The 21,639-nt window shown below is 67.7% G+C and carries 20 protein-coding genes; 4 read left to right on the top strand and 16 right to left on the bottom strand.

Annotated elements, in window-relative coordinates:
* Positions 1-25 precede the first annotated feature (25 nt).
* Positions 26-1,771: an ABC-F family ATP-binding cassette domain-containing protein gene (locus A5724_RS12145; protein ID WP_067801401.1), complete on the top strand. Its 1,746-nt coding sequence runs from the start codon at positions 26-28 to the stop codon at positions 1,769-1,771.
* A 21-nt stretch (positions 1,772-1,792) separates the two neighbouring features.
* Here the strand turns inward: A5724_RS12145 and argH are convergent, their stop codons facing one another.
* The 10 genes from argH to A5724_RS12095 all read right to left on the bottom strand — a co-directional run bounded on the left by argH (position 1,793) and on the right by A5724_RS12095 (position 11,609).
* Positions 1,793-3,205, bottom strand: coding sequence for an argininosuccinate lyase (argH, locus tag A5724_RS12140; RefSeq protein WP_067801396.1), 1,413 nt, complete (start codon positions 3,203-3,205; stop codon positions 1,793-1,795).
* A gap of 31 nt (positions 3,206-3,236) precedes the next feature.
* Positions 3,237-4,439 (bottom strand): argininosuccinate synthase, encoded by a 1,203-nt coding sequence (locus A5724_RS12135; RefSeq protein ID WP_067801393.1) that lies wholly within the window; start codon positions 4,437-4,439, stop codon positions 3,237-3,239.
* On the bottom strand, positions 4,439-4,948 hold the full coding sequence (locus A5724_RS12130) for an arginine repressor (RefSeq protein WP_197518627.1): 510 nt from the start codon (positions 4,946-4,948) through the stop codon (positions 4,439-4,441). Before A5724_RS12130 ends, A5724_RS12135 begins: the two co-directional genes overlap by 1 nt.
* Positions 4,927-5,850: an ornithine carbamoyltransferase gene (gene argF / locus A5724_RS12125; protein ID WP_067801388.1), complete on the bottom strand. Its 924-nt coding sequence runs from the start codon at positions 5,848-5,850 to the stop codon at positions 4,927-4,929. Before argF ends, A5724_RS12130 begins: the two co-directional genes overlap by 22 nt.
* Positions 5,847-6,986, bottom strand: coding sequence for an acetylornithine transaminase (locus A5724_RS12120; RefSeq protein WP_232004802.1), 1,140 nt, complete (start codon positions 6,984-6,986; stop codon positions 5,847-5,849). Before A5724_RS12120 ends, argF begins: the two co-directional genes overlap by 4 nt.
* 26 nt (positions 6,987-7,012) lie before the next feature.
* Positions 7,013-7,915 (bottom strand): acetylglutamate kinase, encoded by a 903-nt coding sequence (argB, locus tag A5724_RS12115; protein WP_067801382.1) that lies wholly within the window; start codon positions 7,913-7,915, stop codon positions 7,013-7,015.
* Positions 7,912-9,168 carry a bifunctional glutamate N-acetyltransferase/amino-acid acetyltransferase ArgJ gene (argJ, locus tag A5724_RS12110; RefSeq protein WP_369830625.1) on the bottom strand — a complete coding sequence of 419 codons (1,257 nt, stop codon included), beginning with the start codon at positions 9,166-9,168 and terminating at the stop codon, positions 7,912-7,914. Before argJ ends, argB begins: the two co-directional genes overlap by 4 nt.
* Positions 9,123-10,157, bottom strand: a complete 1,035-nt coding sequence (gene argC / locus A5724_RS12105; RefSeq protein ID WP_067801376.1) for an N-acetyl-gamma-glutamyl-phosphate reductase — start codon at positions 10,155-10,157, stop codon at positions 9,123-9,125. Before argC ends, argJ begins: the two co-directional genes overlap by 46 nt.
* 41 nt (positions 10,158-10,198) lie before the next feature.
* The gene (locus tag A5724_RS12100) at positions 10,199-10,885 is read right to left on the bottom strand and encodes a DUF2182 domain-containing protein (protein ID WP_232004800.1); all 687 of its coding nucleotides are present in this window, start codon (positions 10,883-10,885) and stop codon (positions 10,199-10,201) included.
* Between the two features lie 121 nt (positions 10,886-11,006).
* Positions 11,007-11,609: a DUF1326 domain-containing protein gene (locus A5724_RS12095; RefSeq protein ID WP_067801373.1), complete on the bottom strand. Its 603-nt coding sequence runs from the start codon at positions 11,607-11,609 to the stop codon at positions 11,007-11,009.
* Between the two features lie 91 nt (positions 11,610-11,700).
* Here A5724_RS12095 and A5724_RS12090 point away from each other — a divergent pair, with 91 nt between their 5' ends.
* Positions 11,701-12,903, top strand: a complete 1,203-nt coding sequence (locus A5724_RS12090) for a cytochrome P450 (RefSeq protein WP_156752245.1) — start codon at positions 11,701-11,703, stop codon at positions 12,901-12,903.
* Here the strand turns inward: A5724_RS12090 and pheT are convergent.
* Genes pheT through A5724_RS12070 form a run of 4 tightly spaced genes read right to left on the bottom strand, consistent with a single transcriptional unit; the run spans position 12,900 to position 18,110 of the window.
* On the bottom strand, positions 12,900-15,386 hold the full coding sequence (gene pheT, locus A5724_RS12085; RefSeq protein ID WP_067801368.1) for a phenylalanine--tRNA ligase subunit beta: 2,487 nt from the start codon (positions 15,384-15,386) through the stop codon (positions 12,900-12,902). The two genes, A5724_RS12090 and pheT, sit on opposite strands and share 4 nt — an antisense overlap.
* A complete protein-coding gene (pheS, locus tag A5724_RS12080; RefSeq protein ID WP_067801364.1) occupies positions 15,386-16,429 on the bottom strand; it encodes a phenylalanine--tRNA ligase subunit alpha in 1,044 nt (347 codons plus the stop codon). Before pheS ends, pheT begins: the two co-directional genes overlap by 1 nt.
* Entirely contained in the window at positions 16,422-17,228 is an 807-nt protein-coding gene (locus tag A5724_RS12075) for a rhomboid-like protein (RefSeq protein ID WP_067801360.1), read from the bottom strand. The genes pheS and A5724_RS12075 overlap by 8 nt, the downstream gene beginning before the upstream one ends.
* Positions 17,229-17,237: 9 nt before the next feature.
* The gene (locus tag A5724_RS12070; RefSeq protein ID WP_067801357.1) at positions 17,238-18,110 is read right to left on the bottom strand and encodes an adenylate/guanylate cyclase domain-containing protein; all 873 of its coding nucleotides are present in this window, start codon (positions 18,108-18,110) and stop codon (positions 17,238-17,240) included.
* A 144-nt stretch (positions 18,111-18,254) separates the two neighbouring features.
* On the opposite strand from A5724_RS12070, the gene A5724_RS12065 reads away from it, so the two are divergent.
* Together A5724_RS12065 and A5724_RS12060 are read left to right on the top strand one after the other, a co-directional pair.
* Positions 18,255-19,277 carry an oxygenase MpaB family protein gene (locus A5724_RS12065; protein ID WP_067801354.1) on the top strand — a complete coding sequence of 341 codons (1,023 nt, stop codon included), beginning with the start codon at positions 18,255-18,257 and terminating at the stop codon, positions 19,275-19,277.
* A 160-nt stretch (positions 19,278-19,437) separates the two neighbouring features.
* Positions 19,438-20,523 (top strand): acyl-CoA dehydrogenase family protein, encoded by a 1,086-nt coding sequence (locus tag A5724_RS12060; RefSeq protein WP_369830627.1) that lies wholly within the window; start codon positions 19,438-19,440, stop codon positions 20,521-20,523.
* Here A5724_RS12060 and A5724_RS12055 read toward each other — a convergent pair.
* Together A5724_RS12055 and A5724_RS12050 are read right to left on the bottom strand one after the other, a co-directional pair.
* The gene (locus tag A5724_RS12055; RefSeq protein ID WP_067801347.1) at positions 20,520-20,846 is read right to left on the bottom strand and encodes a hypothetical protein; all 327 of its coding nucleotides are present in this window, start codon (positions 20,844-20,846) and stop codon (positions 20,520-20,522) included. The two genes, A5724_RS12060 and A5724_RS12055, sit on opposite strands and share 4 nt — an antisense overlap.
* Positions 20,847-20,890: 44 nt before the next feature.
* Positions 20,891-21,634: an RNA methyltransferase gene (locus A5724_RS12050; RefSeq protein ID WP_067801344.1), complete on the bottom strand. Its 744-nt coding sequence runs from the start codon at positions 21,632-21,634 to the stop codon at positions 20,891-20,893.
* Positions 21,635-21,639: the final 5 nt, after the last annotated feature.

Raw genomic sequence — 21,639 nt, 5'->3', positions numbered from 1 at the left:
GCCGCACACATATCATCGGCGCCTGATGGCGAATCTGATCAACGTCGAGAAAGCGACCGTCGGTTACGGCACTCGGACACTGCTGGACGGGGTCAGCCTGGGCGTCGAGGAGGGCGACGCGGTCGGCGTCGTCGGCCGAAACGGCGACGGCAAGACCACACTGCTTCGAGTGTTGACCGGCACCCGGCCGCCCGATTCGGGCCGGGTCACCCACACCTCCGGTTTGTCGGTGGGCTACTTGCGCCAGGGCGACGAGCTGATCGGCGCCACGGTGCGCGACGTGATCGTCGGTGGTCGCGCCGACCATGTGTGGGCGGCCGAACCGGAGACGCGTGAGGTGGTGTCGCATCTGTTGTCGGGCATCGACCTCGACTCCCCGGTCGCGGTGTTGTCCGGCGGCGAGCGACGCCGGGTGGCGCTGGCCGAGGTGCTGTTGGCCGGCCACGACGTGCTGGTGCTCGACGAGCCGACCAACCACCTCGACGTCGAGGTGATCGGGTGGCTGGCCGGGTATCTGACGGGGCGGCGCGCCAAGGCGCTGGTGGTGGTCAGTCACGACCGCTGGTTTCTCGACGCGGTGTGCACGCGGACATGGGAGGTGCACGACGGCACGGTCGACGCCTACGACGGCGGATACGCGGCTTACGTCCTGGCACGGGCCGAGCGGATGCGGGTGGCGGCGGGTACGGAGGCGCGTCGACGCAACCTGATGCGCAAGGAGTTGGCATGGCTGCGCCGGGGCCCGCCGGCACGCACGTCGAAACCGAAGTTCCGGATCCAGGCCGCCAACGACCTGATCGCCAATGAACCGCCGCCGCGCGATTCGCTTGTGCTGCAACGCTTTGCCACTACCCGGCTGGGCAAGGACGTATTCGACCTGCACCGCGTGGTGTTGCAGGTCGCCGACCGGGTGATCCTGGATCGTGTCGACTGGTCGATCGGGCCGGGCGCCCGGATCGGGTTGGTCGGCGTCAACGGTACGGGGAAGACGTCGGTGCTGCGATTGTTGAACGGCGAATTGCAGCCGTCCGCGGGCACGATCAAACGCGGCCTGACGCTGCGGATCGGCTACCTCAGCCAGGCGCTGGCCGAACTGGACGGGCCCTCCAGGGTGCTGGACGCCGTCGAAAACCGCCGTCGGGTCACCGAATTGGCGGGCGGCCGGGAGATCAGCGCGGACACCCTCCTCAAGGATTTCGGTTTCACCGGCGACAAGCTGACGACGCGGATCGACGAACTCTCCGGCGGCGAGCGCCGCCGGTTGCAATTCCTGCGACTGTTGCTCGACGAACCGAATGTGTTGCTGCTCGACGAGCCCACCAACGACTTGGACATCGACACGCTGACGGTGATCGAGGACTATCTGGATGGCTGGCCGGGCACGCTGATCGTCGTCACCCACGACCGGTATTTCCTGGAGCGGGTCAGCGATGTGACGTATGCGCTGACCGGTGGCGGCCGGTGCGATCTGCTGCCCGGCGGCATCGAGCAGTATCTGGCGGACCGCGCCAATGCGCCTGGCGAGAGCAAGGTTTCGGCGCCGTCGCGGGGCGAGTCGGCGTCGGCGCGCGAGCGTCGGGCCGGTAAGGAGATGGCCCGCATCGAGGGGCAGCTGGAAAAGCTGGACGGCCAGATCGCGGCGCTGCACGAGTCGATGGCCGAGGTGGCTGCCGATCACGTGCGCCTCGGTGAGCTCAACGGTCAGCTTCAGGACTTGTTGGAGCGCAAAGAATCCTTGGAAGAGGCCTGGTTGGCCGCGGCCGAGGAATAATCGGTGCTGTTGCGACGGTCGTCAGCGCCTGAGCCGCAGCCGTAGCCGATCGACGGTGTCGTGCACGACGCCGAGTTGCTTGGCGACCTGGATCGGGGCGGTGCCGCCGCGGGCGTCGCGCGAGTTGACCGAGCCGTCGACGGTGAGCACCTCGCGCACCTCTCCGGTCAGTTCGGGATGGATCTCGGCGAGCTCCGCGTCTTCGAGATCCTCCAGCCCGACGCCGCGGGCCTCCGCTGCGCGCACCGCCGCACCGGCGGCCTCGTGCGCGACCCGAAACGGAACTCCCCTGCGCACAAGCCATTCCGCGACATCAGTGGCCAGGGTGAAGCCCAGCGGCGCCAACTCGGACATCCGGTCCACGTCGAAGCGCAGGGTGGCAACGAGGCCCGCCATCGCGGGCAGCAGCAGTTCGAGTTGGGCCACCGAGTCGAAGACCGGCTCCTTGTCCTCCTGCAGGTCGCGGTTGTAGGCCAATGGCTGCGCCTTGAGCGTGGCCAGCAGCCCGGTCAGGTTGCCGATCAGCCTGCCGGATTTGCCCCTGGCCAGTTCAGCGATGTCGGGGTTCTTCTTCTGCGGCATGATCGAGCTGCCCGTCGACCACGAGTCGTGCAGCGTCACGTAGCCGAATTCGGTTGTGCTCCACAGGATGATGTCTTCCGCGAGCCGGGACAGGTCGACGCCGATCAGCGACAGCACGAAGGCCGCTTCAGCGGCGAAGTCGCGCGATGCTGTCGCGTCGATCGAGTTGTCGGCCGCGGCGTCGAACCCGAGGTCCTCGGCGATCGCGTCCGGATCCAGCCCCAGCGACGACCCGGCCAGTGCTCCGGACCCGTACGGCGACACCGCGGCCCGCTTGTCGAAGTCGGCGAGCCGATCCACATCGCGCAGCAGCGGATGCGCGTGGGCGAGCAGGTGGTGCGCCAGCAGCACCGGCTGAGCGGACTGCAGATGCGTCTTGCCGGGCATGATCGCCGTCGGATGCGCCGCCGCCTGGGTCGCCAACGCTTTGACGACTTCGAGTGTGCCGTCGGCGACACGTCGGATGGCGTCGCGCAGCCACATCCGAAACAGCGTGGCCACCTGGTCGTTTCGCGACCGGCCCGCCCGCAGCCTGCCGCCGAGTTCCTCACCGACGCGGTCGATCAGGCCGCGTTCCAGCGCGCCGTGCACGTCTTCGTCGGTGACCAGCGGCCCGAAGCTGCCGTCGGCGACGTCGGCGGCCAGGCTGTCCAGACCGGTCAGCAGACCGTCGCGCTGCTCCTGGGTCAGCAGACCCGCCCGGAACAGCACCAGCGTGTGCGCCTTCGACGCGGCGACGTCGTACGGCGCCAGCACCCAGTCGAAATGCGTCGATTTACTCAGGGCAGCAAGGGCGTCCGACGGCCCGTCGGCGAACCGGCCGCCCCACAGCGATCCCTCGTTGGTGCTCACAGTCGATGCTCTTCGGACAAGCTGCTCGGCATCACTGACCCGCGAGATCCCGGCGGGCAGAGATCTTCGACGACAGGCCGTGCACGTGTACGAAGCCCTTCGCCGACGACTGGTCGAACGTGTCGCCCTCGTCGTAGGTGGCGAGGTTGAAGTCGTACAGGGACTCCTGGCTGCGACGCCCGTTGACGGCGATGTGCCCGCCGTGCAACACCATCCGTATCTCACCGGACACGTGCTCCTGTGTCTTGGCGACGAACGCCTCCAGCGCGGCCTTCAGCGGCGAGTACCACAGGCCGTCGTACACCAGCTCGCCCCACTTCTGGTCGGTGCCGCGTTTGAACCGGCCGAGTTCGCGTTCCAGTGTGACGTGCTCGAGTTCGGTGTGGGCGGTGATGAGCACCATCGCGCCTGGCGCCTCGTAGATTTCGCGGCTCTTGATGCCGACCAGCCGGTCCTCGACGACGTCGAGGCGGCCGACGCCTTGCGAGCCTGCGCGTTGGTTGAGTTCCTCGATGGCTTGCAGCACGGTCACCGGCCGACCGTCGATCGACACCGGCACGCCCTTGTCGAACCCGACGATCACCTCGTCGGGTGTGCTCCAGTTGACGGTCGGATCCTCGGTGTAGTCGTAGACATCTTTGGTCGGCGCATTCCACAGATGCTCGAGGAACCCGGTTTCGACGGCGCGGCCCCACACGTTCTGGTCGATCGAGAACGGTGAGCGTTTGGTGACGTTGATCGGGATCGCGTTCTCCTCGGCGAACGCGATCGCCTTCTCCCGCGTCCACGCGTAGTCGCGGACCGGGGCCAGCACCTCGAGATCGGGTGCCAGCGAGGCGAATCCGACCTCGAAGCGGACCTGATCGTTACCCTTTCCGGTGCAGCCGTGCGCGACGATGCCGCCACCGAACTCACGGGCCGCGGCGACCAGATGCTTGACGATCAACGGCCGCGACAGCGCCGACACCAGTGGGTAGCGGTCCATGTAGAGCGCGTTCGACTTGATCGCGGGCAGGCAGTACTCCTCGGCGAACTCGTCTTTCGCGTCGACGACCACGGCCTCGACTGCACCGCAGTCGAGCGCCCTCTTGCGGACGACCTCCATGTCCTCGCCGCCCTGGCCGAGGTCGATGGCGACCGCGACGACTTCACGTCCGGTTTCCTTGCCGATCCAGCTGATCGCCACGGAGGTGTCCAAACCACCGGAATACGCCAGGATGACGCGTTCGGACATTACCCAATCTCCTTTTGTTGAATGCTTTCCAGCTTCGCGGCGAGTTCAGCGCCGGTCATCGGCTCGCGGGCCACTACGAAAATGGTGTCGTCGCCGGCGATCGTGCCGACCACATAGGGAAGTGCAGCGCGGTCCATCGCGCTGGCCAGATAGTGTGCCGCCCCTGGCGGTGTGCGCAGCACAGCGAGGTTGCCGCTGGCGTCGGTGGACACCAGCAGTTCACCGAGCAGGCGCGTGACCCGCTCTGTGCCACCGGAAACGCCGCGGACCGGGCTGCCGTCCTCGGGCACGACGTACACACCGACGCCGCCGTCGGCGCCGCGCAGCTTGACCGCGCCGAGTTCCTCCAAGTCCCGCGACAGTGTGGCCTGCGTGACGTCGATGCCTTCGTCGGCCAGCATCGCGGCCAACTCGGTTTGGCTGTGCACCGATTGCGACGACAGGATCGACACGATGCGGGCCTGCCTGCCGACCCGGGTCGGGGTGCTCACGACCGCTCCAGCAGCCACACCATCAGCGCCTTCTGCGCATGCAACCGGTTCTCGGCCTCGTCCCACACCGCGCTGTGCGGCCCGTCGATCACCTCGTCGGTGATCTCGTGGCCGCGATGCGCCGGAAGACAATGCAGCACAACAGCATCCGGGTCTGCGAGGCCCACCAGTTCGGAGTTGAGTTGGAACGGCCGAAACGGCCGCACCCGGTCGAGTCCGTCGTTTTCCTGCCCCATCGAGGTCCACGTGTCGGTGACCAGCACATCGACGCCGTCGGCGGCCTCCTTCGGGTGGGCCGTCAATGTGACCGTCGCCCCAGTCACCTGCGCCCGTTCCTCGGCGGCCGCGACGAACTCGGGATGCGGTTCGAAGCCTTTCGGCGCGGCGATGGTCACGTGAATGCCCGCGGTGACACCGCCGAGCATCAACGAATGCGCCATGTTGTTGGCGCCGTCGCCGAAGTATGCCATCCGCAGGCCCGCCAATCGGCCCTTGCGCTCGGCCAGCGTCTGCAGATCGGCGAGCACCTGGCACGGGTGGAACTCGTCGGACAATGCGTTCACGACCGGCACTGTCGATCCGGATGCCATGGCGCTCAGGCGTTCCTGTGCGAACGTGCGCCACACGATCGCGTCGACGTAGCGGGACAACACCGTGCCGGTGTCTTCGAGGGTCTCTTCGCGGCCGAGCTGAGTGCTGCGGCCGTCGACGACGACGGCGTGTCCGCCGAGTTGGGCGATGCCGACCTCGAACGAGAACCGGGTGCGGGTGGAGTTCTTGTCGAAGATGACCGCGACACCGCGGGGGCCTTCCAGGGGCCTGCGACTGAACGGGTCTTTCTTCAGCTCAGCGGCGAGCGCCAACACCTCGGCCTGCTCGTCGGAGGTCAGATCGTCGTCGCGCAGGAAGTGGCGCGTCATGACGCCGCCCCGTGGTCCAGGACGCCGGGCAGCGCCTTGAGGAACCCGTCGATCTGCTCGTCGGTGACCACCAGCGGAGGCGCCAGCCGGATCACGTCGGTGGCGGCGGCGTTGACCAGGAACCCGGCCTCACGGGCTGCTGCCTCAACGGGTTTCGCGACTTCGGCGGTCAGCACGATCCCCTGCAGCAGCCCTTTGCCGCGGACATGTCCGACGAGGGGGTGCCCCAACTCTTCGATGCCGTGGGACAACGTCTTGCCCAGCACATCGGCGCGGCCGATCAGATCGTCATCGGCGAGCACCTTGAGCACCGCGTTGGCGGCGGCCGTGCAGACCGGATTGCCGCCGAATGTGCTGCCGTGCAGGCCGGGAGTGAGCAGATCGGCGGTCGCACCGATCGCCAGGCATGCTCCGATCGGCAGTCCGCCGCCCAACCCCTTGGCGAGTGTGACGATGTCGGGTGTGATGCCGTCGTGCTGATGCGCGAAAAACGCTCCGGTGCGGCCCATTCCGGTCTGCACCTCGTCGAGCACCAGCAGCGCACCGTGTTCGGCCGTGATCTCCCGTGCCGCGACCAGATAGCCGGCGGGTGGGACGACCACACCACCCTCCCCCATGATCGGCTCGAGGAACACGGCCGCGGTGGTGTCGTCGACGGCTGCGGCCAGCGCTTCGGTGTCGCCGTAGGGAACGTGGACGACGTCGCCGGGCAGCGGCGCGAACGGCTCCTGCTTGGACGGCTGGCCCGTCAGCGCCAGCGAGCCCATCGTGCGGCCGTGGAAGGCGCCATGCGCCGCAACCAGTTTCGTCTTTCCGGTCAGCCGGGTGATCTTGAATGCGACCTCGTTGGCCTCGGTGCCGGAGTTGCAGAAGAACACGCGTGCTTCGGTGCCGAGCAGTCCCACCAGGGACTCGGCCAGCGCGATACCGGGTTCGGTGGCGTAGAGATTCGACGTGTGGCCGAGCGTGTTCAGTTGCGCGGTGACGGCGTCGATGACGGCCGGATGGCGGTGGCCGAGGATGTTGACCGCGATGCCGCCGAGCAGGTCGACATACGTCTTGCCGTCGACATCGGTCACCACGGCGCCGTCACCGCTGGCCAGCGCCAACGGCGGTGTGCCGTAGTTGTTCATCATCACGCCCTGCCAGCGCTCAAGCAGCGTCACGCGCTCACCACCTTCGTGCCCGTCCCTTCGTCCGTGAACAACTCGACCAGCACGCAGTGTTCGACACGTCCGTCGATCACATGTGCGCTCGGCACGCCGCCCGATACGGCGCGCAGGCATGCCTCGATCTTGGGCACCATGCCGGCCTCCAGCGCCGGCAGCAGTTGCGTCAACGCGGCGGTGTCGATCTCACTGACCAGCGAGTCCCGGTCGGGCCAGCTGGTGTAAAGGCCCTCGACATCAGTGAGCACGACCAGTTTCTCGGCACCGAGCGCTTCGGCCAGCGCGGCCGCCGCGGTGTCGGCGTTGATGTTGTGCACGACACCGTCGACATCGGGAGCGATCGTCGACACCACCGGGATACGGCCCGCGGCAATGAGATCCATCAGCGCGGCGGCGTCGACGTGTTCCACATCGCCGACCAGGCCGATGTCGGTGGCCACCCCGTCGACGGTGACGCTGCGCCGCACCGCGGTGAACAAGTGGGCGTCCTCGCCGGTGACCCCCACCGCATACGGCCCGTGTGCGTTGATCAGGTTCACCAGTTCGCGGCCGACCTGACCGAACAGCACCATCCGGGCGACGTCGAGTACCTCTGGTGTGGTCACCCTGAAGCCGCCCTTGAAATCGCCTTCGATGCCAAGCTTTTTCAGCATCGCACTGATCTGCGGGCCGCCGCCGTGCACCACGACGGGGTGGATGCCGCAGTTGCGTAGGAACACCATGTCCGCGGCGAAGGCGGTCTTCAGCACCTCATCGGTCATCGCGTTACCGCCGTATTTGACGACGACGATCTTGCCGTGCAGTTGCTTCAGCCACGGCAGTGCGGCGGCCAGCACCTGCGCCTTGACGGGCGTCGCTGGCGGAGCCGCTTTGCCGGCGACGTGAGACGAAGTCATGAGCTGTATGCCGAGTTCTCTTCGACGTAGCCGTGCGACAGGTCGGTGGTGCGGATGCTCGCGCGTGCCGGGCCGACACCGAGGTCGATGGTGACGTCGATATCCGCACCGGACAGGTCGACGTCGCGCGCGCCGGGGGCACCGGTGCCGTCGATGCACACCGGAGACCCGTTGAACGACACGCTGATCCGCTCGGCGTCAAGGGTCACCGGCGCCATGCCGACCGCGGCCAGCACCCGGCCCCAGTTCGGGTCGGAGCCGAACAGCGCGGTCTTGACCAGGCTGTCGCGCGCCACCACCCGGGCGGCAGTCAGTGCCTCGTCCTCCGACGCCGCCCCGGTCACCGTGACGACGACGCGCTTCGTGACGCCCTCGGCGTCGGCCTGCAATTGTGCGCACAGGTCGTCGCACACCCGCAACACGGCGTCGTCGAGCTCGGCCTGGGTGGGCGTGATGGCACTGGCACCCGACGAAAGCAGCAACACGGTGTCGTTGGTCGAGCAACTGCCGTCGACGTCGAGTCTGTCGAAGGTCAGCGCGGCCGCCCTGCGCAGCGCGTGGTCCAGCGCCGCCGCGTCGGCGACGGCGTCGGTGGTGATCACCGTCAGCATGGTGGCCAGCGAGGGAGCCAACATGCCCGCGCCTTTGGCCATCCCGCCGACCGTCCAGTTGCCGCTGTGGTGCAGCGCAATCTGTTTCGGCACCGTGTCAGTGGTCATGATGGCGCGGGCGGCCTCCTCGCCGCCGGTCAGCCCGCCCGCCAGTTCGTGCACCACCTCGGTGACACCGGCCAGCACCTTGTCCATCGGCAACCGGTCGCCGATCAGCCCGGTCGAGCAGACCGCCACCTCGATGGCGCCGGTCTCGGTGCCCCAGTCCGACAACGCGGCGGCGACGGCTTCCGCGGTGGCGTGAGTGTCCTGGAAGCCCAGCGGGCCGGTGCACGCGTTGGCGCCGCCGGAGTTGAGGATCACCGCGCGCAGCCGACCGGTCGTCAGCACCTGCTGCGACCACAACACCGGCGCGGCCTTGACCTTGTTGCGGGTGAACACGCCGGCCGCGGCGTAGTCGGGTCCCTCGTTGAACACCAGCGCCAGGTCCAGTGCGCCGGACGCCTTGATACCCGCGGCGATCCCGGTGGCCCGGAACCCGGCCGGTGCGGTGACGCCCTGCGTGCGGACCAGCCGGGTGTCGGTGGAAAGTTCAGTCACGGCGCCACTCCCACGATCGAAAGCCCTTCCGTCTCCGGCCATCCCAATGCGAGGTTCATGGACTGCACAGCCGCGCCTCCTGTCCCCTTGACGAGGTTGTCGATCGCGGCGACCGCGACGAACGTCGCGGCCTCCTCGTCGAGCGCGACGGCCAACTGGGCGGCGTTGCTGCCGATCACCGCACCGGTCTTCGGCAACTGGCCTTCGGGCAGCAGGTGGACGAAAGGCTCAGCGTCGTAGGCCTTCTCGTAAGCGGCGCGCAGTTGCGACAGCGGCGCAGCGGTGCGGGCGGTGCAGGTGGCCAGTATTCCCCGCGAGGTGGGAATGAGCACCGGCGTGAACGAGACGGTGACGTTCTTGTCGGTCAGCGCCTCGAGGCCCTGCGCGATTTCCGGGGTGTGCCGGTGCGTGCCGCCGATGTTGTAGGCGCGGGCTGACCCGATCACCTCCGAGCCGAGCAGGTCCACTTTGGCGGCACGACCCGCGCCGGAGGTGCCGCTGACCGCGACGACCGTGACAGCGGGCTCGACGAGGTCCTCGGCGATCGCAGGCCACAACGCGAGCAGAGCGGCTGTCGGATAGCAGCCCGGGACGGCGATCCGCTTCGCCGCACGCAATCTCTCGCGGGCCCCGGGTAGCTCCGGTAATCCGTAGGGCCAGCTACCCGCGTACGCGGACCCGTAGAACTTCTCCCACGCCGCCGAGTCGGTGAGCCGGAAGTCGGCGCCGCAGTCGATAACGACGGTGTCGGGGCCCAACTGCTCGGCCAGCGCGGCCGAGTGCCCGTGCGGCAGCGCGAGGAAGACCACGTCGTGTCCGGCGAGCACGTCCGCGTCGGTGGCGTCGAGCACCCGGCCCGCCAGCGGCAGCAGGTGCGGATGATGTTCGGCGATCGTGCTGCCCGCGCTGGCGGCGGCGGTGAGTGAGCCGATGGTCAACCGTCCGGCCGCATACCCGGGGTGCCCGAGGAGCAGTCGGAGGATCTCGCCACCGGCGTATCCGCTGGCTCCGGCGACCGCGACAGACGTCATGCAGGCAGTCTTGCATGTTTATGCAGACTGCTGCAAACCGATTACAGGCCGGTCATCGTGGGCATCGGGGCCTGGTCCGGACTGGACGGCCAGAACATCCCCTCGGGCGCCACGATAAGCAGGATGGACAGTGCGAACAGGATGGCCGCGGTGCCGTACGTCACCAGCCGCCCCCACGGCAGGGTCTTCTCCACCGCGATCAATCCTGCGATCACAGCCATCCAGAAGACGCTCATGACGCCGAGCGCGAAGAGCGAGGCCATCAGCGCCCAGCAGCACCCGACGCACCATGCGCCGTGCTTCATCCCCATCTGCAGTGCCCCGGCCAGGCCGTCGCGCCAGGAGCCGAGCAGGAAGCCCAGCGGGCTGCGGCAGTGCCGAAGGCAGACGTTCTTCAATGGCGTGAATTCGTACACCGCGGCGACGACGAGGACGCCGGCGGCGACCCACCGGTCCGCACGGTCCCACGCCAAAGTCTCCCCGGCGAGGCGAGGCCCGAGTCCGGATACGACGAAGGCGACCAGCCCGGGCACTGTCCAGGTGACCAGATAGCCGCAGGCGAAGACCAGCGGGGCGAGCGGGCCGCGACCTCTCGTCATCGTCGAGTACAGCGCCACCGTCGGCGCGACCGACGGAAACATCATCGCGGCCATCATCACCAGCCAGATGCCGATGAACCAAGCCAGCGAGCCGAGTTCGGCGCCAGGGCCTTCGTCCATACCGCGCATCTGGTCGACGGTGCATTACCACGCCAAGGCGGCAAGGACGAACAGCAGCGCGACCAGGCCGAGCCGACTGCGGGCCGCGCTGAAAAGCGGTCGCAGGCCGTCCTGTTGGACAGTCACGCGGTCAGGACGCCCAGGAGAACTCAGAGGTGGTGATCGCGGATTTTCCTTGGTACTCGATACCGAACAGGCTGATGTCTGCCGATTTCGCCTTCGCGACAACGAATTCCGAGGCCGCTGGATGGAAGATGCCGGTGACCCGGGCCGGCTCCCCGGTCTCGACGCCGAACGGTACGACATCCTCGACCTCGAAACCCGTTGTGTCGCCTATCCGCACGCTGTGCTGCAGGCCTTCTTCGCGCACCTCGATGGCGGCACGCTGGACGCCGAGGTTTTCGCTGACCAGCGGTCCGAGTGCGGCCATCGGACCGCCGAGGTCGCCGCTGAAGACGGCCCTCAACTTATCGGCCTGTTCGTCGGTTGCCCTCGAATCGATCACCGTGCCGAGGCGCCAATTGCCCTCTGTCATGACCTTCGGCGTGTCGGCAATGACCACCACCGCGAGCCCACCGACGTCGGTGCCCTCGACGTCACCACTGGCGATGTTGAAGACGAGCGTCGCTCGGCAGCGGTCGTAGTCTGCACCGTTGGCCAGATTGAAGTTGCATGGGCAAAAGAATTCGCACGAACAAGTTTCGACGTATGTTCCCCGTAGATGCCACGTCATGGCTGGATTGTCCGCCGATTGACGGCGAGTCGAAGCGGTTCGCGCAGAAAACGCCCATACTTCTCAGCAAACAGCTACTTCCGGGGGAACTGTGACGACAACCGAACGCCCATCCGTCGATGCGCTCTTCACCTGCGATACCAGCTTGCACGACGTGCTGCGGGAAGCGGCCCGGCTGGGGCCGCTCGCCACCGACGCGACCACAGGCGCCACCGTCGCGCTGCGACAGCGCGACGTCGAGGAACTCGCCCACGATCCACGCCTGATCGGAGTCGGGCTGACGTTCTTCGACATGATGGGGATCAGCGACGGGCCACTGCGCGACTGGTACGGCCAGTTGATGTTCACCACCGAGGGCGACTATCACCGTCGCGTCCGATCACTGGTGTCACGCGCCTTCACGCCGCGGTCCGTCGGGGCGCTGCGCGCGGCTGCCGCGGAAATGGCCACCGCCGCTGTAGCTTCGGCGAGCGAATCGGGTGATCTCCGCGTGCTCTCCTCGATCGGTACCCGGATGATCTGCCGACTGCTGGGGGTACCCGACGGCGACGACGGGGTGTTCACTGAGTGGGCAGAGGCGTTGAGCCCGGTGTTCTCGATCATGTCCGCCGAACAGATCGCCGCGGCCACCACAGCAATCGTTGAGATGCGAAGTTACGTCGACGACTTGACGAGGCGGCGGGCCAGCGACCCGAAAGACGACCTGATCACCTCACTGCTGGCCGCCGAGTCCGACGGAGAACGCCTGACGCACGCCGAAACCGTTACGATGATTGCGAATCTTCTTGTCGCCGGCCACGATACGGCAGGCAGCCAGATTCCGTGCAGCATCGTGGTCGCCCTGCAACACCGCGATACACTCGCGGGCGTACTGGACGATCCGGCCCGGTTCACCAGCGCCGTCAGCGAAACCATGCGCCTGGAGCCCAGCATCGCGATGATCCCGCGCACCACCGTGTCGCCAATCGAATTGCACGGCACCACGATTCCCGCCGGATCGATGCTGTTTCTGTGCATCGCCTCGGCATGTCGCGACGACGCCGCGTGGCCCGATCCCGACCGTTTCGACGCCGACCGCTTCACCCGGCCGGACAGTGCCAAGTTGTTGAATTTCGGCGCCGGAACGCATTACTGCTTGGGCACCGCGTTGGCCAAGGTCGCCGTCGAGGAATGTGTGCGCGCCGTGCTGGCCGCCGACCCGCCTCTGCAGCTGTCCGAGGATCCTGCGGCGCTCCCGTGGCGGCAGGTGCTCGGCCGCAGCCCGGCCCGACTGCCTGTGGCGTCCGCGAGCTAGGCGCGTTGCACGGCGCCGACCCGCGCGGCCGCCGTCCTCACCGCGGCGTCGCGCGCCGCACTGGCCTCGTCTTCGGTGAGTGTCCGGTCGGTGGCGCGGAACCGCAGCGCCAGCGCCAGCGATTTGCGGCCCTCGCCGATCTGCGGTCCGGTGTAGACGTCGAACAGTCGGACATCCTCGAGCAACTCGCCCGCACCGTCGCGCACCGCATCTACCACCGACTGCGCGGCAATGTCGTCGGCGACGATAAGGCTGACGTCCTGGAACACCGCGGGAAACGGCGAGACCGACGGCGCGGGCAGTCGCTCGACCAACGGGATCGCGTCGAGGTTGAGTTCGACCGCGCACGTGCCCTTCGGGAGGCCGGTGCGCTCCACCACGGCCGGGTGCAACTGGCCGGCATGGCCTACCACCGTCTCATCGACGAGTACCTCGGCGCAGCGGCCCGGATGCCACGGCAACTGCTGGGCGGCCTGCAGCCTGAAGTCGACTCCCGCCGCGCGGCCGATCACGCGCACCGCCTCGAACGCGTCGCGGGCCTCGACCGGACGGCCTGGCCCCCATGGGCCCGCCGGTTCGCGCAGTCCGGTGAGCACCGCGGCGACGTGTTGCGGCTGGTGCGGCAGCGACGCGTCGAGGGTGGCGATCTCCTCGTCGGTGGGCCTGCGGTTGTTCGGGATCCGTTCGACGACACGCGTCTGCGCGGTGCGCTCCGCCACTTGCTGGATGGCGTACAGGGCGACGTCGACAGCGCCGCGGGACACGTTGCGCGCCAACGCTTCCAACAGCCCGGGCAACAGGGTGGTCGCGAGCTCCGGCCGGTCCGCTTCCAACGGGTTGAGCACCTTGGTGGTCGCCCGGCGCGGGTCGTCGTCGGGCAGTCCCCACAGGTCGAACACGCCGGCAGGTAGGAACGGCGTCGGCAGGACTTCGACATAACCGCTGAGCGCCAACGACTTTCCGATCGCGCGGCGGCGTTGCTGGATCGGGGTGAGACCCCCGCCCGCCGGCGCCTGCGGGAGCACCGACGGGATGATCTCGAGGCCCTCCAGGCGCAGCACTTCCTCGACGAGGTCGGCAGGCTCACGCAGGTCGGGTCGCCAACTCGGCGGGATGACCGTCACCCGATCGCCGTCGGTCGTCACGTCGGCACCGATCTGGCTCAGCCTGCGCTGTGTGGTGCCCTCGGGATAGTCGACGCCTGCGGTCCGGTCCGGCAGGTCGGCGGCCATGCTCACCGGAGGGTGCGTCCAATCCTCTCGTGGCGGATCGCCGCGCCAGTCGGTCAGCTTGGGTTCGATTGTGCCGCCTGCGATGTCGGCGAGCAGGGCGGCGGCCCGGTCGAGTGCGGCGACCGAGACGGCCGGGTCGACGGTGCGTTCGTAGCGGCGGCCCGATTCGCTGGTCAGATGCAGTCGGCGTTGGGTCCGCGACACCGCGGCCGGATCCCACACCGCCGCCTCCAGCATCAGGTCGGTGGTGGTGTCGCGCACCTCGGTGGTGCCTGCGCCCATGATGCCGCCGATCGCCGCGGTCGCGACGTCGTCGACGATCAGCACGTCGCGCGGGTCGAGTTTGCGTTCGACATCGTCGAGGGTGACGACCGTCTCCCCCGGTTCCGCGAAACGGACCTTCAAGCCACCGGTGATCAGGCTGCGGTCGTGTGCGTGCATCGGGTGCCCGAGTTCGAGCATCACGTAGTTGGTGACGTCGACGGCAGGCGAGATGGCGCGAACGCCGCTGAGCAGCAACCGCCGTTGCATCCACCACGGCGACACCGCTTTCGGGTCGATGCCCGTGACGGGTCGCAACCCGAACCGGAGCACCCCGGTGCCGGGCTGGATGGTCACCGGCAGCGCCTCACCCTCGGCGGGCAGCGGCGGGACGTCGGCGGGGTCGACGTAGTCGAGGTCGTAGGCGCAGGCGATTTCGCGGGCCATGCCGCGCACCGAAAGGCAGTAGCCGCGGTCGGGCGTGATCGCGAGGTGAAAGACCACGTCGTCGAGACCGAGCACGTCGGCGGCGGGCGTGCCCGGTTCGGCGGTGCCCCGCGGCAGCACGAGGATGCCGGAATGGTCGGTGCCCAGGTTGAGTTCGGCCGTCGAGCAGATCATCCCGTCCGAGGTGCGGCCGTACGTCTTGCGCGCCGCAATCCTGAAGTCGCCGGGCAGCACGGTACCGGGCAGCGCGACCGCGACGAGGTCGCCATCGGCGAAATTCGTTGCACCACAGACAATGTCGCGATGTTCAGGTTCACCGACGTCGACCTTGACGGCCCGGATCGGCTTCTTGAACTCGGTGAGTTCCTCGATCTCGACCACGCGGCCGACAGTCAGCGGTCCGGTGACCGGCCCGACAGGGATGACCTCCTCGACCTCGTGGCCGATCCGAATCAGCGTCTGCTCCAACTCGTCTGCTGGCACATCCCAGCCGGGAGCGCCGGCCTGGACGACGTCGCGAAGCCAGCTGTAGGGAAGCCGCATCAGGCTCCCACCCCGAACGGCAGCGAGAAGCGGACGTCGCCCTCGACCATGTCGCGCATGTCCGGGATGCCGTTGCGGAACTGCAGGGTCCGCTCCAGCCCCATGCCGAACGCGAAGCCGGAATACACCTCGGGGTCAATCCCGCAGGCGCGCAACACGTTCGGATTGACCATTCCGCAGCCGCCCCATTCCACCCAGCCGGGGCCGCCCTTCTTGTTCGGGAACCAGATGTCCACCTCGGCGGACGGCTCGGTGAACGGGAAGAAGTGCGGGCGAAACCGGGTGCGGCCCTGCGGCCCGAACTCGGAGCGCGCGAACGCGTCGAGCGTGCCCCGCAGATGCGCCATCGTCAGGCCCTTGTCCACCGCGAGCCCCTCCACCTGATGGAAGACCGGGGTGTGGGTGGCGTCGAGTTCGTCGGTGCGGAACGTCCTGCCGATCGAGATGATGTACACCGGAAGCTCGCGCTCGAGCAGCGCCCGGATCTGCACCGGCGAGGTGTGCGTGCGCAGCACCTGACGGGACCCGTCAGGTGCCACGTAGAAGGTGTCCTGTTCGCTGCGCGCCGGGTGATCGGGCGGGAAGTTGAGCGCGTCGAAATTGAACTGCTCGGTCTCCACCTCGGGGCCCTCCGCCAACTCCCAGCCCATCGCGATGAACGTGTCGGCGACGTGTTCGGCCAGGATCGTGATCGGGTGCCTGGCACCGATCGGCTGCCGGGTCGACGGCAACGTGACGTCGATGCGCTCGGCAACCAGGACGGCGGCGTCACGCTCGGCGCGCAGCACGGCCAGGCGCTCGTCGTACGCGCGCTGCGCTTCGGTGCGCGCGACGTTGACCCGCTTGCCCGCGTCGGCGCGGTCGGCCTTGGGCAGCGAACCCAGCGCCTGGCGGGCCAACGCGATCGGCGATCGGTCACCGAGGTGCTCGGTCTTGGCGCGGGCCAGTGCGTCGAGATCCGCGGCCAGGCCAAAGGCATGCTGGGCCGCGCTGACGGCTTTGGTCAGCGATTCTTCAGACAGGTCTATGGGCTGATCAGCCACCCGGCGATCGTACGCGATGGCCGGAGGTGGCCTTAACCGCATTACTGGCAAGCGCCTGCTCCACCCGGTGCCTGCTCAGCGCCTCTCCGATCACCGCGCCCGCCAGGCCGGCAGCCGTCGCAACCAACATGTCGGTGCTGGCCAGCACCAGGTAACCGAACGCGGTCGCACCGCCGAGCAGCACCACCCGAACCACGGTCCAGTGCCCGGGTCCGCGAAGTCGGATCGCCACCAACATCCCCAAGCCCAGCGCCACCACGTGTCCGACGTCGGTGAAGTCGCGTCCGACGAGCACCATCGCCACGCCCGCCGCCACGAACCACCCGATCCACGCGGGCCGCCAGCGACTCGGTATCGCAGCTGTCAGCGAGCCGAGAACGGCAGCGGCCCCATAGCTCATGCCGACATCGGTTGCCCGACTGACGGACAGCGGCAGCCAACCCAGCTTCACCGCCATCGCCAGGCCGGCGGCGACCAACAGGGTGGCGCCGATGTGGCCGGTGGCGAACGTCGCCGCCAGCAGCCCGCTGCGGAACGTCAGCTCGGCGACGGCGAGCAGGCAGACCAGCCCCGGCAACCACACATAGATCGGTCCGGCGTCGACCACGAAGGCGCTGCCGATCAGCGTGCCGAAGTGGCCGTGCCTGAGGTTGTGCAGGTTCGTGCTGACATGACTGACCACTCGGTCCTGCGCGGCAGGACCGAGGACGGACAGGGCGATGGTGACGGAGGTGACGATCACCGCGTATGCGACGGTGACGCGCACCCGCGCCAACCAGCCCAGCACCCTGAGCAACATGTCAGACCACTATGCGCCGGCCGGGTCGTCTTCGCCGTTCGGGCCGCCTGGCAACTGCCTGCGAGTTCTCAGTCGATACATGGCCAGGTCGGCGGGCACCCCGTCTTGCCTGGCCGTGAAGACCTGTCGGCGAAGCCGTTTCGCCGTCACACCCAGCGTCTGGAAATCCTCATCGGCGATCCGGTCGAGCGTGGCGGCGGAGACCACGAATTCACCCCTGGTGGCGCGTTCCATCACCCGTGCCGCGATGTTGACGTCCACACCGAGCCAGTCCGACCCGATCCGTTGCGGCCGTCCGGTGTGCACACCGACCCGCATTCGCGGCGTATAACCGTCCACCTCAACGGCTTTCACCGCTTCACGAGCCACGATGACCGCGCGCACCGCGGTGAGAGGGTCAGCGAACACGGCCATGATGCCGTCGCCCATCCGCTTCACGATGTGGCCGCCCGCCTCCAACAGCGGCGGCTCGACGACCTGGGCCACCCGGCGCAGCAGCTTCAACGTTGCCTCGTCGCCCGCGCTCAGCGACCACGCCGAGAAGCCGACGAGGTCGGTGAAGACCAGCGTCACCTCGCGGTTCGCGGGCTTACCCGACACCCGCTCGGTGAGCGCCTGCCACACCTGCAATGCGCCGAGGCTCACCTCCCGCGACGCCGCTTCCCGCTCGAGCAGCCGATCGGCGGCGCGTGCCGCCGCGCGCGGGCCTCCGTCCCCGTCGACCGACAGCGGGTCCCCGAAGTCGGGGTCGCCGGGCAGGGCGCGCCGCGCCCGTCGCAGAAAAGCGATGACGGCGGGGTTGTGATTGGCGCCCGACAGCCAACCGCGTGGGCCGGATGATTGTGGGCCGGGCCGCTCGTCGATCGACTCGACATCATCCACGGGCGCCAGCCTAGTGGAGGCAAATTGGAGCGGTAAAACGCCAGGTCACAACGATGTGGCACAGCGATGGAGGCTGCATGACACCGTATCGCCACACCGCCGCAAATCGTAGACAACATATGTTGTCATCACTATCTTTGAGAGGTGCGCTCACCGTCGACCGCAAACACGGGCAATCCTCTCGGCCCCGATTCGTTGACCTGGAAGTATTTCGGTGACCTTCGCACCGGCATGCTCGGCGTCTGGATCGGGGCGATTCAGAACATGTATCCGGAACTCGGCGCCGGCGTCGAGGACCACTCGATCCTGTTGCGGGAGCCGCTACAGCGGGTGGCGCGGTCGGTGTACCCGATCATGGGGGTGGTCTACGACGGCGATCGCGCCCCGCTGACCGGCGAGCAGATCAAGAGCTACCACAAGACGATCAAGGGCATCGACGCCGAAGGTCGCCGCTATCACGCGCTGAACCCGGAGACCTTCTACTGGGCGCACGCCACCTTCTTCATGCTGATCATCAAGACCGCCGAGTACTTCTGCGGCGGGCTGACCGAGGCGGAGAAGCGACAACTGTTCGACGAGCACGTCCAGTGGTATCGGATGTACGGCATGAGCATGCGGCCGGTGCCCGACAGTTGGGAGGACTTTCAGGAGTACTGGGCCCGCAAGTGCCGCGAAGAGCTCGAGGTCAACAAGGCCACTCTGGACATCTTCTCGATCCGGATCCCGAAACCGTGGTTCGTGCTGATGCCCAGCGCGGTGTGGGACCAACTGTTCAAGCCGATGGTCGGAGCGCAGCGGTGGATCGCGGCCGGTCTGTTCGACGACACGGTGCGGGAAAAGGCCGGTATGCGCTGGACGCCGGGCGATGAGGTGCTGCTGCGACTGTTCGGCAAGCTCGTCGAGCTGGCCTTCGTTGCGGTGCCCGACGAGATCCGGCTGCATCCGCGCGCATTGGCGGCATACCGCCGCGCGCAGGGCAAGCTGCCCGAGGACGCTCCCCTGGTCGAGGCGCCGGCGTTCGTCGCGCCGCCGCGCGACCGGCACGGCCTGCCCATGCATTACCTGCCGCCGCGCAAGTCACTGCTGGACCGAGCTGGGTCGTTGGTGCACACCACGTTCTCATTGGCCGGGCTGCGTCCGGCGCGCGGACGCCATAAGGCAGCCTGAACGCATGCTGGAATGGTCTGACGTCGATCTCGCCGTGCGCGACGCCGTGCGTGAGTTCGTGGACAGAGAGATACGCCCGCATGTCGACGAGCTGGAAAGCGGCGACATGGAGCCCTACCCCATCATCCGCAAGCTGTTCGCGACGTTCGGCATCGCCGACATGGCGCGCGACTCGCTGAACAAGCGGTTGGCGAAGCTGCGCGACGGTGGCGAGTCGCCTGGCAAGCCGTCGTCCGGCGGCGGCATGTTCGGCGACGCCGCGGGCGGCATGGGCTTCGTGGTGGTCAGCGAGCTGTGCCGGGTGTCGATGGGCATCGTCACCGGCATGGGCGTGTCGTTGGGGTTGACGGTGCCGACCATCATGGGACGCGGCACCCTGGCCCAACAGGAACGCTGGCTGCCGGACCTCGTCACCTACGACAAGATCGGCGCGTGGGCAATCACCGAACCTGATTCAGGCAGTGACGCTTTCGGCGGCATGAAGTCCTATGTGGTGCGCGACGGCTCAGGAAATGGGGACTACATCCTCAACGGGCAGAAGACGTTCATCACCAACGGGCCCGACGCCGATGTCGTGGTGGTCTATGCAAAGCTGGACGAGCCGGGTGTCGACAAGCGCGACCGCAAAGTGCTGACCTTCGTGCTGGATCGCGGCATGGAGGGTTTCGTCCAGTCAAAACCGTTCCGCAAGATGGGAATTCACAGTTCGCGCACCGGTGAGCTGTTCTTCAACAACGTCCGGTTGGGGCGCGACCGGTTGCTCGGCGAGTCCGAGGACGCGGCGGGCGACGGTCGGGCCAGCGCGCGGTCCAACTTCTCGGCAGAACGGATCGGCGTGGCGGCGATGGCGTTGGGAGTCATCGAGGAATGCCTGCGACTGTGCGTCGATTACGCCAAGAATCGCAAACTTTGGGGCCAGGAGATCGGTCAGTTCCAGCTCATCCAGCTCAAGTTGGCGAACATGGAAGTGGCGCGAATGAACGTGCGCAACATTCTGTTTCGCGTCATCGAGTCGGCACAGAGCGGTAAGGCGATCTCTCTGCCGGAAGCGTCGGCCATCAAGTGGTACTGCTCGCAGGCCGCCACGGACGTCGCGATGGACGCGGTGCAGTTGTTCGGCGGCAACGGCTACATGACCGAGTACCGGGTCGAGCAGTTGGCGCGTGACGCCAAGTCGCTGATGATCTACGCGGGCAGCAACGAGGTGCAGATCACCCACGTCGCCAAGGGCTTGTTGAGCGGCTAGGCACTACGCGGCGGGCGGGCAGGCAGCGTCATCTCGGCGACCTTGGCGTGTAATTCCTGAACCCGCTTGTACATCCGCTCCTCGGTGGACCGCGGCATGCACCCGGGAAGGTATCGGCCGCGCTTGAGGCGCGTCACCCGACCCTGGGCGATCTCCCGGCGCAGTGCCTCGGAGACCGCCTTCGACGCGCGCCCGGTGGTGCGGAAGCCGTGATAGGCCAGTGCGTCGACCAGATCGTTCACGGTCGCCGGGCCATGGTCGAACAGGTAGGCGGTGATGAGGTAGCGAAGGTCGGTACCCCGCACCTGTAACGAGTCGGTCATGGGCAGACAATGGCACGCGGGTACGACAAGAACTCACTCGGCGACTAACGCCGGTGCGCCTTCGCGCTTTGGTACAGGCAGATCGACGCGGCCGACGCCACGTTCAGACTCTCGGCGCTGCCCGGCATCGGGATGTGCACCCGATGGGTGGCCGTCTGCGCCAATTCGACCGGCAGGCCGCGGGCTTCGGGACCGAACAGCCACGCCGTCGGGCCGGACAGGTCGGCGTCGTCGAGGCCGATCTCGCCGTCGACGGTCGTGGCCAGCACCTGCAGTCCGGCGTCGGTGAGCGCGGCAACCGTGCCTGCCGCATCGGATTCGGGGACGACGGGAATCGAGAAAATGCTGCCCGCCGAGGACCGCAGGCACTTCCCGTTGTAGGGATCGACGCTGTTTCCGGCGAGCACCACCGCGTCGGCGCCCATCGCGTCGGCAATCCGGATCAGCGTGCCCGCATTGCCGGGTTCCGAGATCTCCACCGCAACGGCGACCAGGCGCGGTGACTCCGTGAGCACATCGGCCAACGTCGTCTCCGGCATCGAGCACACGGCGACCAGGCCGACCGGAGTCACGGTGTCCGACAACGCTTTCGCGGCAGGCTCGGTGACCAGATGCACCGGGGCATCGGTGAGCATGGAACCGAATCGGCTCATCGCGGTTTCGGTGGCGAACACCTCGGAAACGAGTCCGCGCCGCAACGCCGACTCGACGAGATTGGGTCCCTCGGCGAGAAAGCGTGCGGCGCGGCGTCGTCCGATGTGGCGGTGCAGCTTGACCGCGGCAGCCACCCGCG

Source organism: Mycobacterium sp. ACS1612, from assembly GCF_001667505.1.
Lineage (GTDB): Bacteria > Actinomycetota > Actinomycetes > Mycobacteriales > Mycobacteriaceae > Mycobacterium.
Note: the sequence above shows the minus strand (reverse complement) of the source record. Positions and strands in the feature narration are given on the sequence as shown.

Bases quoted from the DNA above. Each gene is read 5' to 3' on its own strand.
- A5724_RS12145 (WP_067801401.1), top strand. From the start codon at position 26: ATGGCGAATCTGATCAACGTCGAGAAAGCGACCGTCGGTTACGGCACT.
- A5724_RS12135 (WP_067801393.1), bottom strand. From the start codon at position 4,439: ATGTCCGAACGCGTCATCCTGGCGTATTCCGGTGGTTTGGACACCTCC.
- argF (WP_067801388.1), bottom strand. From the start codon at position 5,850: ATGACGCGCCACTTCCTGCGCGACGACGATCTGACCTCCGACGAGCAG.
- A5724_RS12120 (WP_232004802.1), bottom strand. From the start codon at position 6,986: ATGATGAACAACTACGGCACACCGCCGTTGGCGCTGGCCAGCGGTGAC.
- argB (WP_067801382.1), bottom strand. From the start codon at position 7,915: ATGACTTCGTCTCACGTCGCCGGCAAAGCGGCTCCGCCAGCGACGCCC.
- argJ (WP_369830625.1), bottom strand. From the start codon at position 9,168: ATGGCCGGAGACGGAAGGGCTTTCGATCGTGGGAGTGGCGCCGTGACT.
- argC (WP_067801376.1), bottom strand. From the start codon at position 10,157: ATGACGTCTGTCGCGGTCGCCGGAGCCAGCGGATACGCCGGTGGCGAG.
- A5724_RS12100 (WP_232004800.1), bottom strand. From the start codon at position 10,885: ATGCGCGGTATGGACGAAGGCCCTGGCGCCGAACTCGGCTCGCTGGCT.
- A5724_RS12095 (WP_067801373.1), bottom strand. From the start codon at position 11,609: ATGACGTGGCATCTACGGGGAACATACGTCGAAACTTGTTCGTGCGAA.
- pheT (WP_067801368.1), bottom strand. From the start codon at position 15,386: ATGCGGCTTCCCTACAGCTGGCTTCGCGACGTCGTCCAGGCCGGCGCT.
- A5724_RS12075 (WP_067801360.1), bottom strand. From the start codon at position 17,228: ATGTTGCTCAGGGTGCTGGGCTGGTTGGCGCGGGTGCGCGTCACCGTC.
- A5724_RS12060 (WP_369830627.1), top strand. From the start codon at position 19,438: ATGGCGCGCGACTCGCTGAACAAGCGGTTGGCGAAGCTGCGCGACGGT.
- A5724_RS12055 (WP_067801347.1), bottom strand. From the start codon at position 20,846: ATGACCGACTCGTTACAGGTGCGGGGTACCGACCTTCGCTACCTCATC.